This window comes from Methanococcoides seepicolus (genome assembly GCF_023684405.1).
GTDB lineage: Archaea > Halobacteriota > Methanosarcinia > Methanosarcinales > Methanosarcinaceae > Methanococcoides > Methanococcoides seepicolus.
Map to the genome: position 1 here is coordinate 23,576 of NZ_JAGSOI010000002.1, position 24,439 is coordinate 48,014.

The following is a 24,439-nucleotide window of genomic DNA, read 5'->3' on the forward strand; positions in this document are numbered from 1 at the left end:
CCTGCATGTATAATTTCGTTTTTTATGTGATCAGTTTTCAAGAGCCGCTTTTGCGACCCTTAGTATCTCTTTGAAGGTGTACTCATCAGGAGTGACATTCACTTCCACACCATATTCCTTCAATGTATTGGCAGTCGGAAGACCGATAGCTGCCACAAGGGAATTCTCAAGTACTTCCCTTATGGACTCGCCTTCACAAAGAGCCCCTGCACGGTCGAAGAAGCTTCTGACCATCATGGAACTGGTAAATGCAAATACATCGATCTCACCATTGAGACTTTTAGTTATAAGCTCGTTCTGCAATGCTCCGTTTGGCATTGTCAGTGTATAGACCTTTGTCTCAAGCACGTTCGCACCACAGTCCCTCAGGCCCGAGATCAAAAATGTGGAACCGTAAGCGCTCCTTGCAGTATCTATCTGTTTACCATTAACATCAGGACAGAGATATTCCACAAGCCCTTCTGAACTGTAGACTCCCGGCATCCCCATTACAGCTATTCCGAGATCTTCAAGCTGTTTACGAGTTGTCGGACCGATAGCTACCACATTTGTCTTGTTAAGAGCATCGATGAACTCGCTGTGCTTGTCCTCGGGTATCTTGGAAAGGGTATGGTCGATGCCATTGGCACTGGTGAATATAACATAATCGGATCTTCCGGAAAACACGTTCTCTGCAAATGCATCGAAATATTCGTCCTTCATATCCTCAAGTTCTATCATTGGGATAGCCACAACTTCAAAACCAAATGATTCTGCAAGTTCACGTGACTTTACCACATAGACCTCGGGTCTCATTATAGCTATTACAGGCTTCTTTCCGTTTTGGTCCATCTTATCACCATCAATAAATAGCAATATTTTCAGATCTGGGAACCCAGTATCTCATGAAGCTTGACAACATCGCCGATAACAGTAAGTGCCGGAGCCTTTACCCCTTCATCCTTTGATATCTTTGCGATGGTCTCGACAGTACCGATGGTCACACGCTGATCCGGACGTGTTCCCCTCTCCACCATTGCAACTGGGGTTTTTGGGTCCTTTCCGTTCTTCATCAGCTCGCCCATGTTACGTTCGAGCATCTTGACACCCATGAAGATAACGATGGTACCTCCAAAAGCAGCAAGTGTCTTCCAGTCAAGAGCAGTTTCCTCTTTTGTAGGGTCCTCATGGCCTGTTATGAAAGTGACCATTGAAGCATGATCCCTGTGTGTAACAGGAATTCCAGCATAAGCCGTAGCTGCAAGAGCAGATGTAATGCCCGGAACTATCTCGAACTCGATACCTGCTTTCACCAGTTCTTCAGCCTCTTCGCCGCCACGTCCGAACATGTAAGGATCTCCGCCTTTGAGACGGACCACCATCTTACCTTCCTTTGCTTTTTCCACGATAGCATCGTTGATCTCACTCTGGGTCAGATTGTGGTCCCCTGCGTGTTTACCTGCATCGATCTTCTCTGCAGCCTCGGGCATGGAAGCCAGTATCTTTTCCCCGGGAAGCTGGTCGAAGACGATAACATCAGCAGTGTCAAGAAGCCTGCGTGCTTTCAAGGTCATCAGTTCAGGGTCTCCGGGACCGGAGCCTACAAGATATACTTTTCCGTATTGTTGAGCCATATTACCAGATATCCTCAATTAGTGTTTTGGAGATGTAATTACCTGATATAATAAATAGATTGATATATGTGATTTCTGCCATCTCAAAAATGTCCATAAAGAAGCAGCCAAAGAAAATGAATCACTGTTAGATAAGACATAGAAATAAGAATATAATGAATAAAATGAGAAATGTTGCCTGATCATAGGCAACAACTGTGATATGATCAGCCCTGGCTCAGAATATAAAATAGCATTTCCTTGTTCAACTTTCCTTCACGTGAAAGTTTTTCAGCTATAATATCATCTGATATCCCTTCAGATCTCAGAGCATTGATCCTTTCAGCAATAGCCGGAGATACAGTATAGTATTCATTGATATCCTTTCTGTGACCCCAGACATCCCCTACAATAAGCTTGATGTTCTGCATATCCATGAACATTTCAATTGATTTGGATACAGTACGCCTATATGAAGTCGGTATCTGAATTACCTCGACATCTTTACATCTCTTTACAAGGTTAAAGATATCTTCATTGGAGGGTCTGAATGCAAGATGGATGATCTTTTCGTTAGTATCAAGTTTTTCAATTTCTTTCCTTTTGCTTACGATTCTAATTTTCATAGGAACACCTCATTATATTCAAACAGTCCTACCAAACTTAATAAATTAATTGATACTAAGTAACCTATTAAATAATTAACGATTGAAACGTTTTTTTAAGTTTGGGCATCTCAAATTAGTCCCATGAACCTTCTAATTTGATGCCCTCGAAACTGATCAATCATTGAGGCGAATTTTTACGGAATCGGCATGCGCCTGCAACCCTTCTTTTTCAGCAAGGGATATTATCGTATCTCCGATGGAGCTTAAGCCTTCCTTCGTTATCTTCTGTATGGTGGAATATTTCAGGAAATGGTGAATATTCAGACCGGAATATATCCTGGGATAACCGGCTGTGGGGAGGACGTGGTTCGTACCCGATGCATAATCACCTGCTGCAACCGGAGCATAATTACCGATAAAGATAGAACCTGCATTCTCGATCCTATCGAGAACTGCATCATCATCTCTAACCATGATCTCAAGGTGTTCCGGTGCAAAATCATTGGATATTCCTATACATTCATCCATGGAATCCGCAACGAGGATAGCTGCATTCTCAAGAGATTGGTCAACGATCTCCCTGCGTACAGCAATAGCAGCCTGCTTTTTGACCTCGGTGTTAGTCTGTTCTGCAAGTTCAGATGATGTGGTCACGAGCACGGAAACCGCTTTTGGATCATGCTCTGCCTGTGCGAGAATATCAGATGCTATCATAGCAGCATCTGCAGAATCATCTGCAATGATAAGCACTTCACTCGGACCTGCCGGGAAATCGATCTCCGCTTTATCCCGGACCATCATCTTGGCAACTGTCACGAACACATTTCCAGGTCCCACGATCTTATCAACGCTTAATACCGTCTCAGTACCGTAGGCCATTGCAGCGATCGCCTGAACTCCACCGACCTTATAGATATGATCTGCACCAGCCACTTTGCCTGCCACGATAGTAAGCGGATTTACCTTTCCATCAGAACCAGGGGGAGTACACATAACGACATTCTTTACTCCTGCGACCTTTGCAGGGATTATGGTCATGAGTGCAGTGGATGGATAAGAAGCACGACCACCTGGAACATAGGCACCTACCGATGCTATCGGAGTGGCCATCTGACCAAGTTTGATCCCAGGAGACGGTTCTATGTACCATGTCTTCTGTGGAAGCTGTGCTGTATGGAAGTTTTTGATGTTCTCCGCTGCAACCTTAAGATGGCTGAGAAGTTCAGCATCGACCTCTTCCATTGCCTGCTCGATCTCTTCGGAACTGACCTCAATATCATGAATGTCAGCCCTGTCGAACTTCTTAGTATATTCACGCAGGCCTTCATCGCCTTTCTCCTGCACATCCTTTAGAATTGATGAAACAGTATCAGCAACGTCCATCATATCTCCGGTGCGGCAGAGAAGCTTCTCCATCTCTTCGTCAGTGACTTCCGATAGGTGTTTATACAGCATATGATCATCTCGTTTTAACCAGTGACAAAAAACAATAACAATTGGCATTTACGAACAGAAACCAAAAATGGATAGTTCAACATCACTGGAAATCATTGAATGTCTTTTGGTTTTTGTCCAGTATTGTATCTAGAGTATTTGAACTTATAGGTATGCTTTCAAAGTGCTTGTCCTTGACCCGAACACCGATACCGGACAGTATATTGTAAGCGACCTTAGGCCCGACAAGTTTTGATAATATCGACATGTCAGCACCCTTAAGTTTTGCAACCGAAACAAAGCCCGCATTGTACAACTTACGTGCCCGCACACGTCCCACACCCTTTATGCCCACAAGTTCCATGAGATCAAGCCCTGCACCGTAACGTATCCTTTTCTCAAGACTGTACGCATGTGAAGAATATTCCACACCCAGCAACTCTGCCAGTTTTGCAGCAGCATGCATCAGCCATTCCGAAGTATCTGCAAGGGCATGAATATCCCCTTCCCCCACATTGAAATGCCGGGTGATGTCCTCAGCAGATACCTCGGAGACCCACTCTTCAAGAAGCATGGCGGTCTTCACCTCACCCATGAACCATTCATAATCGGTCTCCTTGAACTGATTAGGAATATCATGGAATTCATCATTATGAGCCACGATATAGTCGTTCACTATCGTATAATCGGTATTACGAAGGTAGAGCTGCCTCATGTCCGGAGTACTGCAAACAAGATGCAGAAGGGTCATGTCTGTCACTTTGACAGCATCCTTACCCGCATCCCTGAAACCATCGACTATCTTTGAACCTGAAAGCGGGTCTATATAGAGCATGGATATCAGACCGCCAAGCCGAGTACCTCTTAAGAGCAGCTTACTTGCATCTTCGATATCCTCGGTTTCACTCACCATGTCATTATCGATGAGGAATTCCAGACAGTCATTGATGACCTCTTCCAGCATCCATGCATCCTGCTGGTAAGCGAAGAAAGTAGCTCCAAAAAAATCGAACAACTCCTGCCTCGTGGAAGCAAAACCGTTCACGATTGTGGACAGCACATGTGTTCGCAGTGCGTTCTCTGTCCCGAGCTTCGACCATATATCTTCCGCATCAGCTTCAACATAGTTCTCCATAAGCTGTGCAAACTCGTCATATGTCTTCGCGATAAGAACCGACTCCCCATACGGATCGAGATGAGGCCGACCTGCTCGTCCTGCCATCTGTTTATATTCGAGTACCGGGATCGGCTGCATACCAAAATTGGAATCGAACCTGCGATAGCTCCTGATTATAACACGTCTTGCAGGCAGGTTCAACCCCGCTGCCAATGTAGGTGTGCTGGAAATAAGCTTGATGAGGTTTTGCCTGAATCCATTTTCCACAAGCTTCCTGTGGCTCGAGTTTAAGCCCGCATGATGAAAAGCAACACCCTTGCGAATGCAATTGCCAAGTACGATGGCAGTGTCGGTCTCACCTGTGGACTCCACCTCATCAGCTATCCCTGCCAGCTTGATCTTTGCATCATTATCGAGAATTTTCGCAACCTTTGAAGATGCGGTCTTTGCAAACCCCGCACAATTTCGCCTGCTGCTTTCAAAAACAAGACACTGCCCTTCTGCTCTGATAGTATCCAGAACAAGGTTCACAGCATCGTCCTTGTCGAGCCGGTCTATTTTCTTCTGGCTTCCAGGGAAGTTGATGGCTTCTCCGAAGAACACACCTTCATGAAGGTCAGTAGGTCTCCATTCGCTAAGCACAAGACCCGCACCGAGCCAGTCTGCCATCTCCCGTGCATTCCCTACGGTGGCAGAAAGTGCCAGTACCTGTGCATTAGGATTCAAGCGCATCAGTTTAGTGATCGTGACCTCCAGAGTAGGTCCGCGGTTCTTAGAATCCAGCAGGTGTATTTCATCAACAACAACAGTGGTGATCTCATCCATCCATGAAGTGCCATTGCGAAGAAGGGAATCGGTCTTTTCAGATGTGGCAACGATGATATCGTTAGCTCCCAGCCAGTCAGCCCTTGAATCCAGATCCCCCGTAGAGATACCAACCTTGATACCAAAAGGTGCAAGTTCCCTGAAACGCTCGAACTTTTCAGAGGCCAATGCACGAAGAGGAACGATATAGAGAGCTTTACCGCCTTCACGAATAGCCTTTATCATTGCAAGTTCCGCAAGGAGCGTCTTACCTGAAGCTGTGGGTATGGCGGCAAGGAGATTCTTCTTTTCAAGTAGACCCATCTCTATTGCTTCAGCCTGAGGAGGATACAGTTCCTTAATGCCGGAATCCTCATAAAATCCAATAATATCCTCTGGAATGTCAAGCTCTCGTATCATCATGGAAAATTCACATCACTGTTAGAACATTTGATTCAGTATTGTATAAGTAATTTCTTAAAAACTGGTGATAGCTGCTATATCTTCAATTGAATCGAAGATATAAAAGCATAGGTTCTACTATTCTGTATCCACCTGTTACAAAAAATAAATGTATTCGAACTGCCCTAAAATATGACAAATACATTAACCAGTATGCATCCAAAACTGACCTCAATATTAAGATCAGCTTAAGCGAAGACAATATTCATTCAAATGTTACAGGTTCATCGTCTATCAAAAGTTGTTTTATTACAGGAGAACATCCCGGACCAACTGAAACGACCACGGATGTGTTTTCGATCTGTTTCTGTATAGGTATGCCCTCCCCCTCCGGTACAAAGTAACTTTCGATTCCCCACCTGACATTCATAATGTTGCCATTGGGCCATCTGATCGTTCCTTTCATACAGACCTCTTCACCATTGGTATCGGGTTTTGTATGGCTTACTGAATCGATAGTCCAATATTTCTCTTTTTCAGAAAGGATAGCATATATTGGCTCCCCTGCCACAAAATCATGATCATACGGAATTATATCCAGATCGATCGTTGAAATTTCATAGTTCAGGGTAACGTAATCTCCTCGGAATATATCCCTCGGGTCTACGGGTTCGGTCTTTAGTAAAATATCTTTGCCTAAACTTAGTGTGACCGCTTTAGGCAGGAATATCAATGAGATGATGATCAGTGAATAAGCCATAAGCAAAAGAAATCTCTTCGAATTCATATTACATTGTCCCCTTTGATCTCGTTTATGATCGATCGTCTCTTATCTTCCAGATACCACCCCAGAATTACGAGAATGATCCCTCCGGCAATGAAGGCAAGAGATCTGGGCAACAACTCGTAAAGCGTTGTAAAATACAGATTCAAAACACCCAACACAAAAAAACCCATCCCGATATTGACAAAGGGTACTGTGGCTTTATAATATCCGATAAGGATGCTGCCAATGGATAGTACGAAAAAGATCAGATTAAATGCTATGAATAATATTGTAGCTGTTTTTGGGTCCATTTCCATGTAAGTATGACCAGATTTCACAATTGGTGTGGTCAATGCATCTATGAAGAAAGTTAACGACCATGTGCCTATCCAGCCTAAAAATGCAATTGCAAGTACAATGACTTCGTATTTTGTGCTTTTGATCTTACGGTACATTGAAACATTCGATGCTAAAAAGATAAGGGACGTTATCATGAATATCAGGAAAAGCATCTGGACCTGCCAGTTGATTGGGGTGAATCGGGTCAATATGAACCTATATGGTATTTCTAAACTGAAGTAAAAATATGAAGCCAGGATGAAGAATAGACCAAAACCCTGATGGATCAGCCTGAAATTTGCATATTTTTCAAATTTCATGTGCAGTTGCCCAAATCCATAGAGATTGATACCAAATAAAAGGTATAACATGAATATCTCGAAGCTGCTCAGTAGCAGGTCCCGGGTCTGTGAGATATAGAACATTGTCCAAAGAGCAAATGTGAAAATATTCAATGACAGGATGCTTGACGATCTGAAAGCATAACCAAAAGGAAGTATGGCCAGGAACCATACCAGTATAAGCCAATGCTCATTCGCATTCACATGAAAGATCTGGGCAATCAGGAATATTGTTACACCCACGAACAATGAACCAAGGAAAAGCATTGCATCACCCATTTCAGGGTGTGTTTTCCTATTAAATTTCAAATTCCAGCCAGCGAAGTAAGTGGCATATGTGGTACCAACCAAGAGTATCATTTTTACAACAGTAGGGATCTTTTGCCAGTTCGAGGCAACAAACAGTATCGCCCCAATACCGATCAGAAAGGCACCCAATATTGAAACGACTGTAATGAGCTTGGATGGATTTTTATTCAGACTGATCTTTTCAGTTCCAGAAGGCGCCTTGGCCAGCCCATATCTCGACAAGATAAGCTTTGCCTGATGATCGTCAACGATTCCATCCCTGCTCCAATCCTCGACCTCTTCTCGAAGCCAGGTCTTATGCTCATTATCCCCCATAATGAGGATATTAAAGAATTTAAGAGTATTTAATGTTTTTGTTACGATGTTATGATAAATAAAGAAAAATGATCAAGATCAAGATATCTTGCCATAAAAAGATCGATACGGGAACAACAAAGTAAACAAAAAAATAGAAGAGAGTAAAATAAAATAGAAAGTAAGAAAATACAGCTGTTAAGCCGCTTTCCCGGATCATTCGTTGCTCAGTTCACCACTGAAATACTTGTCGTAAGAATACATATCGAAGTGACCGTGTCCGCTAAGGCAGAACAGAATGGTCTTCTCTTCTCCGGTCTGCTTGCACTTGAGAGCCTCATCGATAGCGCATTTGATAGCGTGGTTGGACTCTGGTGCAGGTGGAATACCTTCGCTGCGGGCGAACATAACACCTGCTTCGAAAACCTCTACCTGATGATAGCTGGTAGCTTCCATAAGATTATCTGCGGTCAACTGGCTGATTATAGGTGAGCAGCCGTGGTATCTTAAGCCCCCTGCATGGATGGCAGGTGGCATGAAATCGTATCCGAGTGAATACATCTTAAGGAGGGGGGTCAGTTTTGCCATGTCACCATAGTCATACTGGAACTTGCCGTCACAAAGGGTTGGACAGGCAGAAGGTTCCACAGCAATGATACGTGGATCATGGGTGCCCTCGATCTTATCCCTCATGTATGGAAGGCTGATACCTGCAAGGTTACTTCCGCCACCACAGCAACCGATGACTATATCAGGATATTCCTCGACCTTATCTAGCTGTTTCTGGGCTTCAAGACCTATAACTGTCTGATGTAGCATGACATGGTTGAGCACACTGCCAAGGGCATATTTGGTATTGTCGTGCTTCACAGCATCCTCTACAGCTTCTCCAATAGCAATACCAAGACTGCCTGCAGTGTCCGGATATTTTTCAAGCATGTGACGTCCGAACTCAGTATCAGGACTTGGCGAAGGTACTACCTTTGCACCCCAGAGATTGATCAGGGATTTACGGTATGGTTTCTGCTCGAAGCTTGAGCGTACCATGTAGACCTTACATTCGATATCAAAATAATTACAGCTAAGTGAAAGTGCACTGCCCCACTGACCAGCTCCGGTCTCGGTGGTTATCCTCTCTGTGCCTTCCTTCATATTATAGTAAGCCTGTGCAACAGAAGTATTTGGTTTGTGACTGCCTGCAGGACTGACGCCCTCATACTTGTAGTAGATCTTTGCAGGTGTGTCAAGCAATTTTTCAAGCCTGTGTGCGCGGAATAGAGGAGCAGGTCTCCAGAGCTTGTATATTTCAAGAACCTCTTCCGGAATATCAATGTATTTCTCACTGCTCATTTCCTGTTTGATGAGCTCCATAGGGAAAAGAGGAGCAAGGTCCTCTGGTGCCAGTGGCTCATTATTTGCAGGATTAAGTGGAGGAGCCAATGGAGTGGGCATATCCGGAAGGATATTATACCATTTTTTTGGCATCTCGTTTTCATCAAGTAGGATCTTAGTAGGTTCCATAGATATTCCTCATATAATGCACAAATAAGTACTATGATGTAGTTTAAATTATGATATATAGATGTTGTGTTCTGAGTTGAATCAATAGCTACAACTTACAAAATAAAACAAAATTACCCATGGATGCTCTGCTTCCTCCAACTCCAGAAGTTAAAAACATCCGAGCGCTTCAACCATTTAAGCCTTAGGGTTTGCATCCAAGTGAGACACGCTCTTCCGGAATCAGTTCGAGGTAGAAATCGATTATTTGCAGGTCATTGAAATTCTTATTATGTAAAGCATCAAAGAACCTGTCAAGAACGTAGATGGTCTTCTTTTCAATTGGGTTTGAGGACAAAAGCGCTTCAGCTTCCTTAACAAGACCTATCTTCTTTAAACTTGTAGCTATACATTCGATCGTGTTCCTGTCGTGCTTGATAAATTCTTGTCTGATATGATCAAGGTCGACATATCCAGATGAAATTGACAAGTTCATACTTTCCGGCTTATCTCTTTCCAGTTCCCTGCAATCCCTTGCAGTTATATCGGAATAGAGATTGTTGTACCTACAGGTCAGATCTTTGTGTTTTTCAAGATACCAGGACCAGAAACCATTGGTGACCTGATGATCAGCAGCATACCTATGGTCATCTAGTTGCCTTGTCTTCGCATTCTCAACAAGCCACTCCTTACGCCACATGTTAAATTCTTCTTTAGAAGACGCAGAGCTCAAACTGAAAATATGATGCCCCATAGAACCATTCGCATCCATCATACAATAACACCCATTTAAACACGTTTTCAAATTGTTGAATATGATACAAAAATAACAGGTAATACCATTCCTGACCGACACACAATAATCATTCAAAAATATATGAGTCCCCGAGATTTCATCAATATCATATATATGATAACCATAAAATAAGTGGCATTTTTGTATTTAAGTTTATCTACAAGAATTTAGATAGTAATCATCATCATGAGGATGAATCCACAGCCCATATCCGTATTTATAATAGATCGGAATAAAAATGCCAAGACGTATAAAGATATCATTTGTAATATATTAATATATAAATGCCACCAACACATATAAGCAGGAAGCACCATAATGGATTCAGATAATACTTGTTCATCGAAAATTTTTGACCAGGTTCAATACCACTCGATAATTCATCACACTATTGATACATTCTAAAAAAATAATATTGCAGGGAACACTAATGGCATCAAAAACCGAAACCACAATGAAAGAAGATGAATTGCTTGAAAAGGTCGTCTCAGGAGAAATGCCACTCCGGAAAATAGATGCATATACAGACACTGATACAGCTGTGAGGGTTCGAAAATGTGCCATTGAGAAGATGAATGGAATTAAGTTCGAACACATACAAAACTATACGATCGATGCTGAAGCAGCCACCAAACGCAACATCGAGAACATGATAGGCACCATACAGATCCCGCTTGGTGTTGCAGGTGCTATAAAAGTGAATGGAGAATATGCCAACGGAGACTTCACGCTTCCCCTTGCAACCACTGAAGGAGCACTCGTGGCAAGCGTCAACCGTGGATGTACAGTAATTACAGCTTCAGGCGGTTCAAATGTAAGGATATTCCAGGACCTCATGACCCGTGCCCCGGTATTCAAACTGGAGAATGTGAACAAGGTAAAGGACTTTGTGGATTGGGTCAAAGAACCGGAAACTTTCACAAATATGAAAGAGAAAGCAGGCGAAACCACACGTTTCGGAGAACTGCTCAGTGTAGATTCATTCATCACAGGGAATACTGTATTCCTAAGGTTTGCCTATGACACCAAGGACGCAATGGGAATGAACATGGTAACCATTGCCACCGATGCTGTGCTCAACTTTATCTCAGAAGAATTCGGAGCTTACCCGATCTCACTTTCAGGCAACATGTGCACCGACAAAAAACCGGCTGCCATCAACAATATACTTGGCAGGGGAAAAACCGTTGCTGCAGACGTTACAATTCCAAAGGAGATCGTGGAGAAGAAACTGAAGACCACCCCGAAGATGATGGAAGAGGTCAATTACAGGAAAAATCTCCTGGGTTCAGCAAGGGCAGGTGCATTGGGATTCAATGCCCATGCAGCAAACATTATCGTAGCACTCTATCTGGCATGTGGTCAGGATGCTGCCCATGTTGTAGAGGGAAGTAGTGCCATAACAACAATGGAAGTAAATGAGAACGGAGACCTTTACTGTGCAGTCACCCTCCCGTCAATACAGGTAGGAACTGTTGGAGGCGGAACAGGCATAGCCACCCAGAGAGACTGCCTTAACCTGCTGGGAGTTGCAGGAGCAGGAGAGGTGCCCGGGCATAATTCGAAGAAACTGGCAGAGATAATCGCCGCTGCGGTCCTTGCAGGTGAAATATCACTGATAGGAGCACAAGCTGCCGGACATCTGGCAAAAGCACACGCAGAGCTGGGGCGTTAATTCAGCTTAACTTTTTACAGAGGGCACATCCTTTTTAAAAAAAGGATTTACCCTCTTTGTGATAAATAGATGCTCTCGATACGATCTATCGTTTCAGCCTCTTCCGGAGATTTATCTCCCCTCACACTTACAAGCCGGGGAAAACGGAGAGCATATCCTGAACCATAGTTCGTACTTTTCTGGATCTCCTCAAATTTGATCTCGAACACCACATCAGGTTTAAGCTCGATCTCCCGACCCGATTCACCAACAATAAGCTCGGAGAAGGTCTCAGTGAGTTCAGCAAGCTGTTCATCTGAAAAACCTGTAGCCACTTTGCCGATAGGAAGGAATGTTCCAGCTTCCGGGTCAAGACATGCCAGGGCATAAGAGCCGATAAGATTTGCACGCTTCCCATAACCCCATTCCGCACCAATGACAACGAGGTCGAGTGTCTCCATGACAGACTTCATCTTGAGCCAGTTCTTACCCCGCTTACCGGGAGAATACGGAGCTTCCGGGTTCTTGAGCATGACCCCTTCGTGTCCACCGTCCAACGCATCAGTATAGATCTTGTTCACTTCGTCCTCAACATCTGTAAGGACATGCTTATGCACCTTGATGCTATCACAATTCTCCACACATGAGACCAGTTGTTCCTTTCTTTTCAAAAAGGACTGGTCCATCAATACATCTCCATTAAGATAGAGGATCTCGAAAAGGTACAACGTAAGAGGGAACTTACGAACCATTGCCTCAACATCATACTTTCTCCTGAAGCGTTTGAGTATGTCCTGGAAGGCACGAGGGGCTCCATACTCATCGACCGCTACAGCCTCCCCTTCCAGAATAGCGGAATCCGCCTTCACATGGAGCTTCACTGCCTCAACGATATCCGGCAGAGATAATGTCACATTCTCAAGCTTTCTCGAAAAGATGTTGACCGAATCCCCATTCTTATGAATTTGAACCCTTGCGCCATCGAACTTCCACTCGACAGCCAGCTTACCAAGGTCCTTAATAGCCGTCTCGATGCTCGGAGTAACCTGTGCCAGCATCATCTTTATCGGACGGTCAAGCTCCACCCTGAGCTTTGATATCTCCTCAATACCACCCTCTTTTGCAGCAACTGCCACAAGACCCAGGTCGTTGGTCACCATAAAACCACGTTCAATTTCCCCTGCCGGAACATCGAAAGCCCTAGAGATAGCATCACGAACGATCCCTTCACCGACACCAATACGAAGGTCCTCGATCGCCAGTCGGGCAAGATAACGTGCTTCTTCAGAGCTGGATGAATTGAAAAGGAATTGCAGGTTCCTCATCTTATTACTCTGTGAACCTGAGCCTGAAGATCTGGAAATATCAAGGAAACGACCAAAGACATCCATTATAGAGATGGAAGGTTCCTCACCCATGAATGCAGAGAACGTAGACTGGTTCTTTTTCTTTTTACCAAGTGCCGCTACCGCTGTCTCGCCTATATCGCCGGTGGAACGGACAAGGTCCTCAATATCTTTCAGGGAAAGACCGGATGATCTCGAAAGGGCACCATACAAAAGGCTCGTACCCACACCAAGCTGTTCAACACTCCATGCAGGAAAAACATCCCCCATCACAAAATGGGTCACGACAGGAAGTTCCTCCGCCGACACCGACTTTAACATATCCGAAACAACATCGGTTATCTCCAGTGAACTTGAGATATGTTCGATATGTTTACAAACGTCAGCGAATTCCTTGAAATCGGTCATGTATAGATATTCCTGTCGTTCCCATCAGGTAACCAGATAGCCATCAGTCCTTGTAGATGGATACAATATCGCTCAAGATAGCACTTGCAGTCTCAATAGAACCTGCACCCCTGCCTGTAACCGTAATGGTCCCTGCAAGATCGGTACACACCGATGCAACGTTCAACGTACCGCCCACAGCCAGAGGATGGGATGCCGGTACAAGGCGTGGTGAAACACGAAGACGATCCTTCTTGACCTCACCTATAAGCTTGATGACATAGCCTTCATCATAAGCAAGAGAAAGAGATTCCAGAGTTACCTTGGTAATTCCGGTAACATCCACATCCTGATAGGTTGCATCCTGATTGAATATGGAATTTGCAAGAATTACAAGTTTACATGCCGTGTCGATACCTTCCACATCATAGGTAGGATCGGTCTCAGCAATACCAAGCTCCTGTGACTCCGCAAGCATCTGCTCATAAGAAGCATGCTCTTCCATCATGCGTGTCAGAATGTAGTTACATGTACCGTTAAGGATGCCTTCCACACTGAGAATCTCATTTCCGGCAAGCGTATCCCTCACAAGATTGATGATAGGCATCGCACCACCGACAGTGGCCTCAAAGAGCAACTTACGGTCAGCTTCATTCGCAGCTTCGACAAGTTCCCGATATTTCAACGCAAGAGGACCTTTATTAGAGGTCACCACATGTCTGCCAAACTCAAAAGCAGCAACCATATTAACAAGGCCGATACCACCGGTCTCTATATCAGTAGGAGTGGTCTCGATCACAATGTCATGGTCCACACTTTTGATGACATCTTCCCCAGTAAGATTATCGATAGCAACAGTACCGAATTCCCGCTTTCTGCCAAGTGCAGCTTTAAGGTCTATACCAGCAAGATTTACCTCAGCGCCTTTGGAATCCGCGATGGCCACAACGTCGAGGTCGATACCAAGAGACTTTAATTCATCACCCTTTTTCAGAAGGACCTCTGCAACACCCTGTCCAACTGAACCAAATCCAATAATGGATGCACGTACTTTTCTCATTGAATATCACCTTTATGAAATTTCAGCTTCAATTGGTTCTATGACCAGAAGATCCTTCTTGATCGCGACCTGCCTAAGGACCGATATCGCTTCATGAAGCTCATTCTTACCCACAGCATCTATCTTTAAGGAAGCAGATGAACGCATATCTATCTGCGGCATTGAAAGAGAAATGTTCACGACCTCTGCAAAACCGGTCTTATCAATAGTATCAATGGTATCCTGTATATCAGTATGAACTATATGACCTATCAGGAGGACAGCACCATGTGCTGTGAAACGCTTCTCATCAACCCTTGCAACACCAATTCCATTCTCTTCAAGACGACCTATAAGGACCTCAAGATTGGCTGGTTCGATCTCAAAAACAAGCTGTACCGGAATGGTACTTCTTGGAGTTCGTTCTTCATGATGATGCACGATCGATTTCAAGTTCCCTTTTAGCTCCGAAATCGGATTCAAAGCCAGAAGCAATTGTCCTGGAGTGTCCTTTAATTCAATGTCCATTGAAACTCTCATGTGTTCCCTCTTAGGCATTCTTCATATAAATGTATTGATAAGCCATATCATCAGTTCTTAAAATAGTACGGAAGCAAAAAAACTTATTTCGTATCGTCAGGAATTATAATGATGTTGCCCCGCCCTTTCTTGAACTTTTCCACAAGTCCGCGGTTTTCCAGATCAGAGACTATCAGACTTACCTTCGCCTCGGAATATCTCAATTTCCCACGCAGGTCCTTTTGGGTTATGCGTCCACCATTTGCAATAACGATGTCCAGAACTTCCTGAAGGTCATCAGGCAGGACAGGTGGTTCAGCTTTAGTGATAATATCAATGGTTTCCGAATCATCGGTAATAGTACCGACCAGCCCATCTTCCCTCACATCAACGGAGAGGGACCCATCTTGTAAAGTAGCATCATTATCCCAGTCAGATGAAGTATTGACCAAACTCCCTTCATTCGCCCCTTTCTTATTTGAATACACATATGCTGACAAAACGAGTACAAAAAAGATCAGCAGAACCGCTACATAGGTCAGATCTGAGATTTCCGCATCCTCCTCGATCAGCTGCGAATCGGCTTCAAATGCTTCGCTCAAATTAGCTATTTCAGCATCTTCGAGGTCCTCATTTTCATAGGAAGGAAGAAGAAGAAGGTCGATTATGTAATCACCATCATCGGTTATTGTTATTGATTCCTGTGCAGACGCTACGAGACTATTACCAGTATAATAAGTAGCAACTATCACATAGTCACCTGGAGCCAGGTCCAGGGAATAGACACCATACTTTGCAACTATGGACTGCGGAGGAGTGGAATTGACCTCAATTAAGACATTCTCAAGAGGTTCAAAGGTGTCCCATTCATAGATAGCCCCATGTATCGTTGCAGTTCCAACAGCTCCCACAGGAACAATAAGCAATATTAATGTAAGAAATGTACAAACCCCAAATAATGTCCTGACTTTCACAGTGTTATATTGCCGGGTTCTACTTTTATAGTTTTTTATTCCTGAATTAGTAGTATTGAAGCGAATTGTATCTCTGGAATACTAAATAATAGGAACACCGAAAATATTGAATAGCTAAACAGTATAAATATAAAGGGACGGGGATTTCAGATAAAAACGTGAGATCATAGGTTTATATCGTAAAATAACCTTACTTTAAACTTCAATTAACAAAATAATTCAATATAAAGTATTATAAAGTAAAAAAATGCTTTTAATTCCCCAGATAATACTTTAGATCATCTTAGTTATGAGAATCAATTAAAGTAAGCTTATATCCCACGCATCCAAGTTGAGCTTGTAAGTTCATTACATCGATAATCAAGATCGTATCACATAGAAAAAAAGGAAGGGATCCATTATGAAGAATAAAACAATGAAAGGGTTTGCACTGATCGGTGCCATACTGATGATATTAAGTCTTCTTCCTGTGACTGCTTTTGCTGCCAACCAAGGGGATAATGGTGTTGGAGCCATAGATGCAGACAGGATAAAGTTACAAGAACACAAAGATGAGAAGATCACACCAAAGTTTGCTGCCAATCAAGGGGATAATGGCGTTGGGGCCACGGATGCAGACAGGATAAGATTACAGGAACATAAAGATGAGAACATCACACCTGAAATGATCCAGGAAAAGGAAATGCAAAATGACCGGGCAAGGAGTAAAGTTCAGCTTTCAAAGGCCGGTTATGATGAACTAAGAGGTAATTTCCAGAATGCTAAAGCATTGCAGGCCAAAGGTGAATTAAATGCCACAGAAGCAATGGACGCAGCAAAGGAATACCTGACCGGAACCATTGATTACATGATCACCCGTCTTGAAACGACCAAGGAAGAAGGAAGCTATAATGAAGAGGTCAATGCGACAATTGACACATACATTGACAGGCTTGAAGCACAGATAGATGATGTTGATGCTGCAGATACCAGAAAGGACCTCTCCGAAGCAACAAGGGACATAAGGAAGATCTGGAGTGATGCTCAGAAGGACCTGAACAGGATGAGAGCACAGAGGATCAACAGTGGCCTTGTTAACTACCTTGAGAAAACAGATGGTGTTTCAGAGAGACTCCAGAATGAGATCGACAGTTTGACCGAGGACGGCGAAGATACTGAAGACCTCCAGGAAATGCTTGACGATTACAATGCGCTTATCGAGGAAGCTAAACAGGCGCATGAACATGCAAGAGAAGCTTACCAGAATGGAGAAGATGACGCTGGCGAACAGCTCCGTAAATCCATCAGACTGACTAATGAAGCCAACACAAAACTTAGAGCGCTTGTTCAGGAAATGAAAGGGTTCAGACAGGGCTATGTGACATTGGCAGGTGAATGTCTGATCGATGCTGAGGGTGATGGAACAATCGTGCTTTCAGGAGAACTTGAGGTAGAGTTCACCGCAACCAATGCCACGATCGTCATCAAAGACCTTGCAGGTGACGCAGAAATTAAGCTTGATGGGGATTACGAGCAGTTCGATGAGGACAGCACAGGAGACGGAAGCTATGCATTTGTCTACCACAATTTCACCGGTGAAGCAAAAATTGAAGGGTCCCGCCTCACAGTTATGGTCCGTGGAGAGGACATCACCATCAAAGCAGAAGGAACAGGCAGTACGTCCCTTTCAGGAGAAGGATCTTACAAGATCGAGAAGGATGATGAGAGCACTGAACTTGAATGGGCTGCTCCAAAGATAAGCGACAATGACGAAGATGATGATGACGACAGTGCTGATGAGGAAGAGAATGAATTGGAAGACAACAGCACCGAAGAAATGGAAGATGAAAACTCCGATGATGACAGTGCTGATGAAAAAGAGAATGAACTTGAAGACAACAGCACAGAAGAAATGGATGATGAAGACTCCGACGATACCGAAGATGATGATAAAGATGAAAGTTCCGATGACGACAACTCAACAGAGGTGGTCTGATCATGGTGAGCATTAAACATCTGGGAATTGTTGCCATCCTTCTCGTCGGACTAGCACTCTCCGGTTGCGTAGGAGAGCCTGCCGACAATGCCACAGAAGAAGAGACAGCTACCACCGTTGCAGACGAGATACTTGCAGAAGAGGGAGTTGAGCTGACAGATTCTGAAATAGCAGACCTTGAGAGCGATCTTGAGGAATTTGAAGCTCTTATCTCTGAGATAGAAGAAGATACAGAACTGATAGTCGAAGAGGTATGAAAGTCGAGATATCGACTTTATATTCCTTCTTTTTTTCTTTCTTTTTTACATTACAGGGATAAAACAACGAATAATAATGTTAACAAGGAAGAGCATTGCAAAGAGCATTAGAAGTTACATTCGCTTTGCATCGAAGCTTCCGAAGATGTGTTTTTCGATTGTGCCCTCGGCACCATCCTTTTTTTAGGTGTCATGATGAGAACCATTTCACTCAAAACGGGTATTGCAGACAATATATTTGGGTTGCCAATATAAAATTATTTACGTCTCCCTGTACCACCCCAACGCATTTATATAGAACTACAAATCAATAGATATGATAGTAGGTGTAAATATCTAAAATTTACAGATTTTTCAAAGAACAAAAGATACATGCGCACTACTGAGGTAAAACATGAAGAACATGCTTAAGACCACATTATTACTTGCATCCTTGACAGGACTGCTTATCATTGTAGGTCGTCTTATCGGCGGAACTACCGGAATGTTCATCGCATTTGCGTTCGCACTTATGCTGAACTTCGGCAGTTATTGGTATAGCGACAAGATAGTCCTGAAGATGTACCACGCTAAAGAAGTGACAGAGTACGAAAATCCGCAACTTTACGATATTGTGAGGAATCTTGCAATGCGTGCCCAACTCCCAATGCCTAAGGTTTACATCGTGGAAACATCGATGCCAAATGCATTCGCCACTGGCAGAGATCCCAAACATGCAGCAGTAGCTGCGACTACAGGGATAATGAACATCCTCACACCAGAAGAGCTTGAGGGCGTGCTCGCTCATGAACTGGCACATGTAAAGAACAGGGACACACTTATCAGTGCTGTTGCTGCGACAATTGCCGGAGTTATCACAATGCTTGCCACCTGGGCAAGATGGGCTGCCATCTTTGGAGGTATCGGAAGCAGGGACGACGATGGAAGCAACAACATAGTTGGATTCATAGCACTTGCAATACTGGCACCGTTGGCAGCAACTATCATACAGCTTGCAATATCACGTTCACGTGAGTTCGGTGCAGATGCAGAAGGAGCACGCATTTCACAGAAACCTTGGGCACTTGCCAGTGCACTCTCTAAACTTGAATCTGGAGCACAGAACTACCAGCCAAGAAAGAACGATGTTCAGCCATCCCAGAACACAGCACATATGTTCATCGTCAATCCCCTAAGAGGAAGCTCATTGATGAAATTGTTCAGGACACATCCGGCCACAGAGGAAAGGATACGCCGCCTGAACGAGATGTGAAAATTTAGAACCTGAAAAGGTCTACCTGGCCAGGATCGGTCAGGTGTATTATTTTTATTCCGGAATATTCAAGAACCTTTGATAAATGGTATCTATGGCAATCCTTCGGGTTTTTTTCAGCACACATAAGAACGATACCTGAACCCGCTTTATTGACAGCCTCTATTTTATCCACTAAACGGGAGTAATATTTACTGAACTCATCGGTCTTTGTATAATCCATATAACTTCCATCCCTAAGACCTCCAAGACCAGGACAATGAGAATAGACAATATTGTTCTTGGGAAGCACTATCTCGAGGTTCTCCTTATTGAAATCCTCATGCACCGAATGCGGATAACTGCGAATATCCACCAAATGAACGATATTGAAACTTTGCACCATATCAATAAGATATTCAAGAGACCTGTTACCATAGCCTATGGTATAGCAGAAAGTACCGTCTTCCATTGTGGCTACTGAATGGATTGGAAGCTTATTACTTTTTCTATCTTATGTCACTCAACGATGCTCTTTTAAAAAAGGGTTCATCGAACATAAGATCAATAACCACATCAATGCAAGCCCTTACTTTATCAGAAAGAACAAACGAGATATCATCCACCTGACCGATCTCAATTCCAAATAGAACAATAGAATCAGGCATTTTCTGAACGTGCTCCGCTATGGAAAGCACATCCACAATACCGACATCATGGATGGTGAACATACCATCACGAACGTATTCTTTTAGATCGTTCAGTTCAAACCTGTGTACGGAACCGATATCCCCATTGCTTTTGATCGCATCCACTATGATAACGTGATCCGATCCTTCCAAAAAGTTCAGCATATCAAGACCACAAGCACCCATATCGATCAGTTCAATATCATTCGGCAGGTCAGAATACATATTTTTTAATTTATCAATAACATGGACACCAATCCCATCATCCCCCATGAGAGGATTGCCACAGCCGAATATGCGGATCATAGGATCATTCCAAAGAATCTCTTTCTGCATCAATGAGCTCAACATAGTCCGGATCAGAAAGATCCTCTTTACCGGTCAGGAATACTGCCTTATAATATTTCCATACCTTTGGATCAAATTCCACAATGCCCACATGAACTATCAATTCCACTATGAAGAAATATGACATGAGCAAATGTATAACTCGAATAAATGCCAGAGCACTCATATTCAAAGAAGGGGCGATCATTTCACTGGCCGACAGTAACCATTCACTTACCGGCAATCCGAAAATAGCCCATTGGAGATCATAAAGAACGATCCCTGAAAAGGCAATGAACATGACCGCACCACCTTCAAAGAAAAGCATAAACTGGGTTACCGGATGTAATTTATCAATATAGCCCCGACGTTTGACATTATATATCGTAAATGCCGGATACCCACCTTTCCCCAAATAATTGAGGAATATCTGCTTCATTCTCCTGATATCCGTTGGCCCGAATAGATACCTATGCGATATGTGGGATATTTTATGGAGAAACATATTGTGAGTCCCGGTTGCACACATGGGACAACGAGGGCATTCGGTCATCAGGACATTATATGGAATAATGATCCAGTTCACAAACAAAAATAAAACCGCTGCAAACAGATGAATAACTAGGGCAATGTGATAGGTCATGAAATCCCATCCCATATAGATCTTAAATCCCGTTATCAGCAGGATGAACAAGCAGACAAGATGAACAAAGTGTGCCAGTCGCTCTAAAAATGAATATCTTTTCACAACCATTTCATTTTCTTGTACCATCCCGCTCAACTCCTCAGACAATATTAAATGTGCGAGAAGCATTACCAAGTTTCTTCGTCAGATCGATAGTATGCACAGCACATGCGATACATGGATCGTATGACCTTGCAGTATGCAATATACCAGTAGGATTCGCATTATCTATCCCAAGCAAATTCTCGACTGCCGATACCTTTGTACCAAGAAGGGCCTGCTCGATGGGACCAGGAACTCCTAGGTCATCCCTTGGAGATGCATTCCATGTGGTTGGCACAACCATCTGATAATTTATCACCTTTGAATCCCTCCCAGTCCTGACCCAGTGCCCCAGAGCACCACGCGGAGCCTCCCATAGACCGATACCTTGGGAATTCTCAGCCATAGAAAGATCAGTTGGGACACAGAATTTCCCATTTGGGTCAAGGTCCGAACTCACCCATTTGAGCAATTCATCAGAGAGAAGTAACATCTCCTGTGCCCTTGCCATCATCCTTGTAAACGTATTGGCAGCAGACTGACCATTCTTGGAAAACATATTTATCAAGCCCATTGTCAATGGCTCTTCCATTGCGACCATACGAGCAAGAGGACCAACCTCACACGGAATACCATCATAACGCGGTGCCTTTATCCAACTATATTTACTTTCGTCATTCCCATTATAATCGATCTCATCAGCATTCCGAACAGGATCGGTCACCCCTTCCAAGGGATGAAGATTGTGCTTACCAACATAGAACGAATGACCTATCTGTTCTGTCACATTTCTGTGGTCAAACTTTTTGTGTTCAAAGGAACCAGTAATAAAAGCAGCTTTCTGGAAACCGGACCTGCCAAATTCCAGTGGATCATAGCCATCGCCATGCTCCACGTCATAGTAAACACCGTAAGATAAGAACCCTATCTTTGAAGGATCACTGTATCCGCCCGACCTATCAAACTTAAAACTGACAGGAAGCCCTAAATATCTTTCACCAATAAGCTCAGAACCAAATGCTGCAAGCAGATCAATATCACCCCAACCCGCAACATGTGAAAAATCATTTGAGATCAAAGACTTTTCTACAAGCTCCTGCAGATGTTCGATCAAAAAATCTACTGCACGTTGAGGAGATGATGCCCTGAATGTATTATCCAGCCAGGTCCTATGATCCACTCCGAGAGTGGAACCATCGATAAAATCCATGACGTGATGATAATATGAAGTCAATTTGCCAATATCTGCAACCGTTGGTCTATAGGTGACACCACCAACTACGGATGACATCTGGTGAGGCATTTTGCCGGCAATGAGAGCTATGGCTTCCTGAAGCCTTTTCTTTTCCTTTATAGCATTTAGATACGCATTGCCCGGAGGAATAGATACGCCATTGAGCCGATAGCTTATCGGAGCAAATCTATAAAGAAGTTCTTTCCACAATGCAGCCCCGGTATCACCAATCGTGGCCAATACATCCCTATAAGCAGGGTTCACGATATCCGGCAACCATAATACATAAATGTGGGTTGCATGGCTAGCCATCATATTTAGGGACTGTATGATATTCCTTGCAACAAGTGCATCTTTTGGAACTTGATCAGCAATCCCAAAAAGATCATCAAGAGCATTGGCAGATGCCATTGCATGAGAAGTGGGACAGACACCACACACCCTTTGAGTAATGCGTGCGGCATCCCGTGGATCCCGGTTCAACAATATACGTTCAAATCCCCTGAAAAGCATACCTGCACTTTGTATATCTGAGATCACACCTTGCTCATTTACTTCTGCAGATAAACGAAAATGCCCTTCGATACGGGTTAATGGATCTACAACGACCCGGGTCATACCTCACCCTCCTTTTCATCATCCTTATCAACAACGATCCTACGAACAGCGTGGGCTGCACCAGCAAGTATTGCGGTGCCAACCCCCACTTTAGCAAGAGAATCCGCATTCATCCCAAATAAAACAGGCTTATCTTCGGCCTCTTCATAAAAAGGAGAAGAACTGTCAGGGAAACCCGGTTCGCAGCAGGAGATGCACGGCGACCCTGCCTGAGTGCACATATTTACGGAACCATTCCATTTGCGAAGAGCACAATCCGAATGAGTGTAAGGTCCCTTGCAACCAAGTTTCCATAGACAACCATCCCCTGAAAGGTCGGTATCCAGTTTCCCGACATCATAAAATCCCCTGCGTGGGCAATTATCATGCAGCGTGTGGTCGGCAGGGAAGAAAACAAGAGGACGATCATATTTATCCAGAACAGCATCAAGGTCATCAGGGACCCTTATCTTTCCAAGTATCACAGCAGCAAGTGTCAGAAGCATCCAATCCGGATGGGCAGGACAGCCCGGCACATTTATAACCGGTTTGCTAATGCCAAGCTCAGTAAGCATTCCTTTTGAAGGGTCTTCTTTTAGGAAGGAAACCCCCCTAAAGTCCATGAGATCCGTGATGGCACTATCAGCTGCATTTACTCCACCGTATGTAGCACACATCCCCACAGCCAGGATCATATCGGCATTCTCTGCTGCTTTTTTAAATATATCTTTAAAAGGACGTTCACCATACATGCAATATTTACCAGAACCATTGGGGCCATTGGCAATTGAACCTTCGACCACGAGTATATATCCGCCTTCCTCGATGGCATCATTCAGCAGTATTTCAGAATTCAACTCAGAGGTACCTGCAAGTCTGCCATCAACAAAAATGCCTTGTTGTGCCAGAAGTGTTTCGTGATAGACCAGATCCACATTCAGTTTTTGGATCGCCTGTACAATGTCGGGGTTTTCTGCATTCAGCAATGATTCCGAACAACCTGTACATTCAGCACCATGTATCCATACTATTTTCGTCTTTGAGATCTCAATCGCATTTGAAATATCAGAATGATATATACCAAGGAATGCAGAAGCCCCAATTGCACCTGCTACCTTGAGAAATGTTCGTCGATCCATTCCAAGAAAATCGGTTTTCCCCACATTTTCGATCAGATCATA

The 24,439-nt window shown here is 43.7% G+C and carries 22 protein-coding genes; 4 read left to right on the top strand and 18 right to left on the bottom strand.

The window, feature by feature from the left end; translation table 11 throughout:
* Positions 1–30 precede the first annotated feature (30 nt).
* The 9 genes from KDK67_RS00715 to KDK67_RS00755 all read right to left on the bottom strand — a co-directional run bounded on the left by KDK67_RS00715 (position 31) and on the right by KDK67_RS00755 (position 10,281).
* The gene (locus tag KDK67_RS00715) at positions 31–831 is read right to left on the bottom strand and encodes a uroporphyrinogen-III synthase (protein ID WP_250866926.1); all 801 of its coding nucleotides are present in this window, start codon (positions 829–831) and stop codon (positions 31–33) included.
* 29 nt (positions 832–860) lie between these two features.
* A complete protein-coding gene (cobA, locus tag KDK67_RS00720) occupies positions 861–1,613 on the bottom strand; it encodes a uroporphyrinogen-III C-methyltransferase (RefSeq protein WP_250866927.1) in 753 nt (250 codons plus the stop codon).
* A 206-nt stretch (positions 1,614–1,819) separates the two neighbouring features.
* On the bottom strand, positions 1,820–2,218 hold the full coding sequence (locus KDK67_RS00725) for a DUF1699 family protein (protein WP_250866928.1): 399 nt from the start codon (positions 2,216–2,218) through the stop codon (positions 1,820–1,822).
* 156 nt (positions 2,219–2,374) lie between these two features.
* The gene (gene hisD / locus KDK67_RS00730; protein WP_250866929.1) at positions 2,375–3,655 is read right to left on the bottom strand and encodes a histidinol dehydrogenase; all 1,281 of its coding nucleotides are present in this window, start codon (positions 3,653–3,655) and stop codon (positions 2,375–2,377) included.
* Positions 3,656–3,737: 82 nt separating this feature from the next.
* Complete coding sequence (locus KDK67_RS00735) at positions 3,738–5,978, bottom strand: ATP-dependent DNA helicase (RefSeq protein WP_250866930.1); 2,241 nt, start codon at positions 5,976–5,978, stop codon at positions 3,738–3,740.
* Between the two features lie 244 nt (positions 5,979–6,222).
* Complete coding sequence (locus KDK67_RS00740; protein ID WP_250866931.1) at positions 6,223–6,744, bottom strand: GDYXXLXY domain-containing protein; 522 nt, start codon at positions 6,742–6,744, stop codon at positions 6,223–6,225.
* Positions 6,741–8,027: a DUF2157 domain-containing protein gene (locus tag KDK67_RS00745; protein ID WP_250866932.1), complete on the bottom strand. Its 1,287-nt coding sequence runs from the start codon at positions 8,025–8,027 to the stop codon at positions 6,741–6,743. Before KDK67_RS00745 ends, KDK67_RS00740 begins: the two co-directional genes overlap by 4 nt.
* A 195-nt stretch (positions 8,028–8,222) precedes the next feature.
* On the bottom strand, positions 8,223–9,527 hold the full coding sequence (locus KDK67_RS00750) for a TrpB-like pyridoxal phosphate-dependent enzyme (RefSeq protein WP_250866933.1): 1,305 nt from the start codon (positions 9,525–9,527) through the stop codon (positions 8,223–8,225).
* Between the two features lie 184 nt (positions 9,528–9,711).
* Complete coding sequence (locus KDK67_RS00755; protein WP_250866934.1) at positions 9,712–10,281, bottom strand: hypothetical protein; 570 nt, start codon at positions 10,279–10,281, stop codon at positions 9,712–9,714.
* A gap of 451 nt (positions 10,282–10,732) precedes the next feature.
* On the opposite strand from KDK67_RS00755, the gene hmgA reads away from it, so the two are divergent.
* Positions 10,733–11,977: a hydroxymethylglutaryl-CoA reductase (NADPH) gene (hmgA, locus tag KDK67_RS00760; RefSeq protein WP_250866935.1), complete on the top strand. Its 1,245-nt coding sequence runs from the start codon at positions 10,733–10,735 to the stop codon at positions 11,975–11,977.
* 47 nt (positions 11,978–12,024) lie between these two features.
* Here hmgA and KDK67_RS00765 read toward each other — a convergent pair whose 3' ends face one another.
* From KDK67_RS00765 to KDK67_RS00780, 4 genes are all read right to left on the bottom strand, one after another.
* Positions 12,025–13,710, bottom strand: a complete 1,686-nt coding sequence (locus tag KDK67_RS00765; protein WP_250866936.1) for an ATP-dependent DNA ligase — start codon at positions 13,708–13,710, stop codon at positions 12,025–12,027.
* Positions 13,711–13,753: 43 nt separating this feature from the next.
* The gene (locus KDK67_RS00770) at positions 13,754–14,749 is read right to left on the bottom strand and encodes a homoserine dehydrogenase (RefSeq protein ID WP_250866937.1); all 996 of its coding nucleotides are present in this window, start codon (positions 14,747–14,749) and stop codon (positions 13,754–13,756) included.
* A gap of 12 nt (positions 14,750–14,761) precedes the next feature.
* A complete protein-coding gene (locus tag KDK67_RS00775; protein ID WP_250866938.1) occupies positions 14,762–15,268 on the bottom strand; it encodes an amino acid-binding protein in 507 nt (168 codons plus the stop codon).
* Between the two features lie 83 nt (positions 15,269–15,351).
* Positions 15,352–16,221 (bottom strand): helix-turn-helix transcriptional regulator, encoded by an 870-nt coding sequence (locus KDK67_RS00780; RefSeq protein ID WP_250866939.1) that lies wholly within the window; start codon positions 16,219–16,221, stop codon positions 15,352–15,354.
* Between the two features lie 400 nt (positions 16,222–16,621).
* On the opposite strand from KDK67_RS00780, the gene KDK67_RS00785 reads away from it, so the two are divergent.
* From KDK67_RS00785 to htpX, 3 genes are all read left to right on the top strand, one after another.
* On the top strand, positions 16,622–18,196 hold the full coding sequence (locus tag KDK67_RS00785) for a hypothetical protein (protein ID WP_250866940.1): 1,575 nt from the start codon (positions 16,622–16,624) through the stop codon (positions 18,194–18,196).
* Positions 18,197–18,198: 2 nt separating this feature from the next.
* On the top strand, positions 18,199–18,453 hold the full coding sequence (locus tag KDK67_RS00790; RefSeq protein ID WP_250866941.1) for a hypothetical protein: 255 nt from the start codon (positions 18,199–18,201) through the stop codon (positions 18,451–18,453).
* A 394-nt stretch (positions 18,454–18,847) separates the two neighbouring features.
* A complete protein-coding gene (htpX, locus tag KDK67_RS00795; protein WP_250866942.1) occupies positions 18,848–19,705 on the top strand; it encodes a zinc metalloprotease HtpX in 858 nt (285 codons plus the stop codon).
* A gap of 4 nt (positions 19,706–19,709) precedes the next feature.
* Here the strand turns inward: htpX and KDK67_RS00800 are convergent, their stop codons facing one another.
* From KDK67_RS00800 to KDK67_RS00820, 5 genes are all read right to left on the bottom strand, one after another.
* Complete coding sequence (locus KDK67_RS00800; RefSeq protein ID WP_250866943.1) at positions 19,710–20,156, bottom strand: DUF488 domain-containing protein; 447 nt, start codon at positions 20,154–20,156, stop codon at positions 19,710–19,712.
* A 37-nt stretch (positions 20,157–20,193) separates the two neighbouring features.
* On the bottom strand, positions 20,194–20,709 hold the full coding sequence (locus KDK67_RS00805) for a hydrogenase maturation protease (RefSeq protein ID WP_250866944.1): 516 nt from the start codon (positions 20,707–20,709) through the stop codon (positions 20,194–20,196).
* Positions 20,684–21,139, bottom strand: a complete 456-nt coding sequence (locus tag KDK67_RS00810; protein WP_250866945.1) for a hypothetical protein — start codon at positions 21,137–21,139, stop codon at positions 20,684–20,686. Before KDK67_RS00810 ends, KDK67_RS00805 begins: the two co-directional genes overlap by 26 nt.
* Positions 21,140–21,485: 346 nt before the next feature.
* On the bottom strand, positions 21,486–23,279 hold the full coding sequence (locus tag KDK67_RS00815; protein WP_250866946.1) for a nickel-dependent hydrogenase large subunit: 1,794 nt from the start codon (positions 23,277–23,279) through the stop codon (positions 21,486–21,488).
* A complete protein-coding gene (locus tag KDK67_RS00820) occupies positions 23,276–24,397 on the bottom strand; it encodes a hydrogenase small subunit (RefSeq protein WP_250866947.1) in 1,122 nt (373 codons plus the stop codon). Before KDK67_RS00820 ends, KDK67_RS00815 begins: the two co-directional genes overlap by 4 nt.
* Positions 24,398–24,439: the final 42 nt, after the last annotated feature.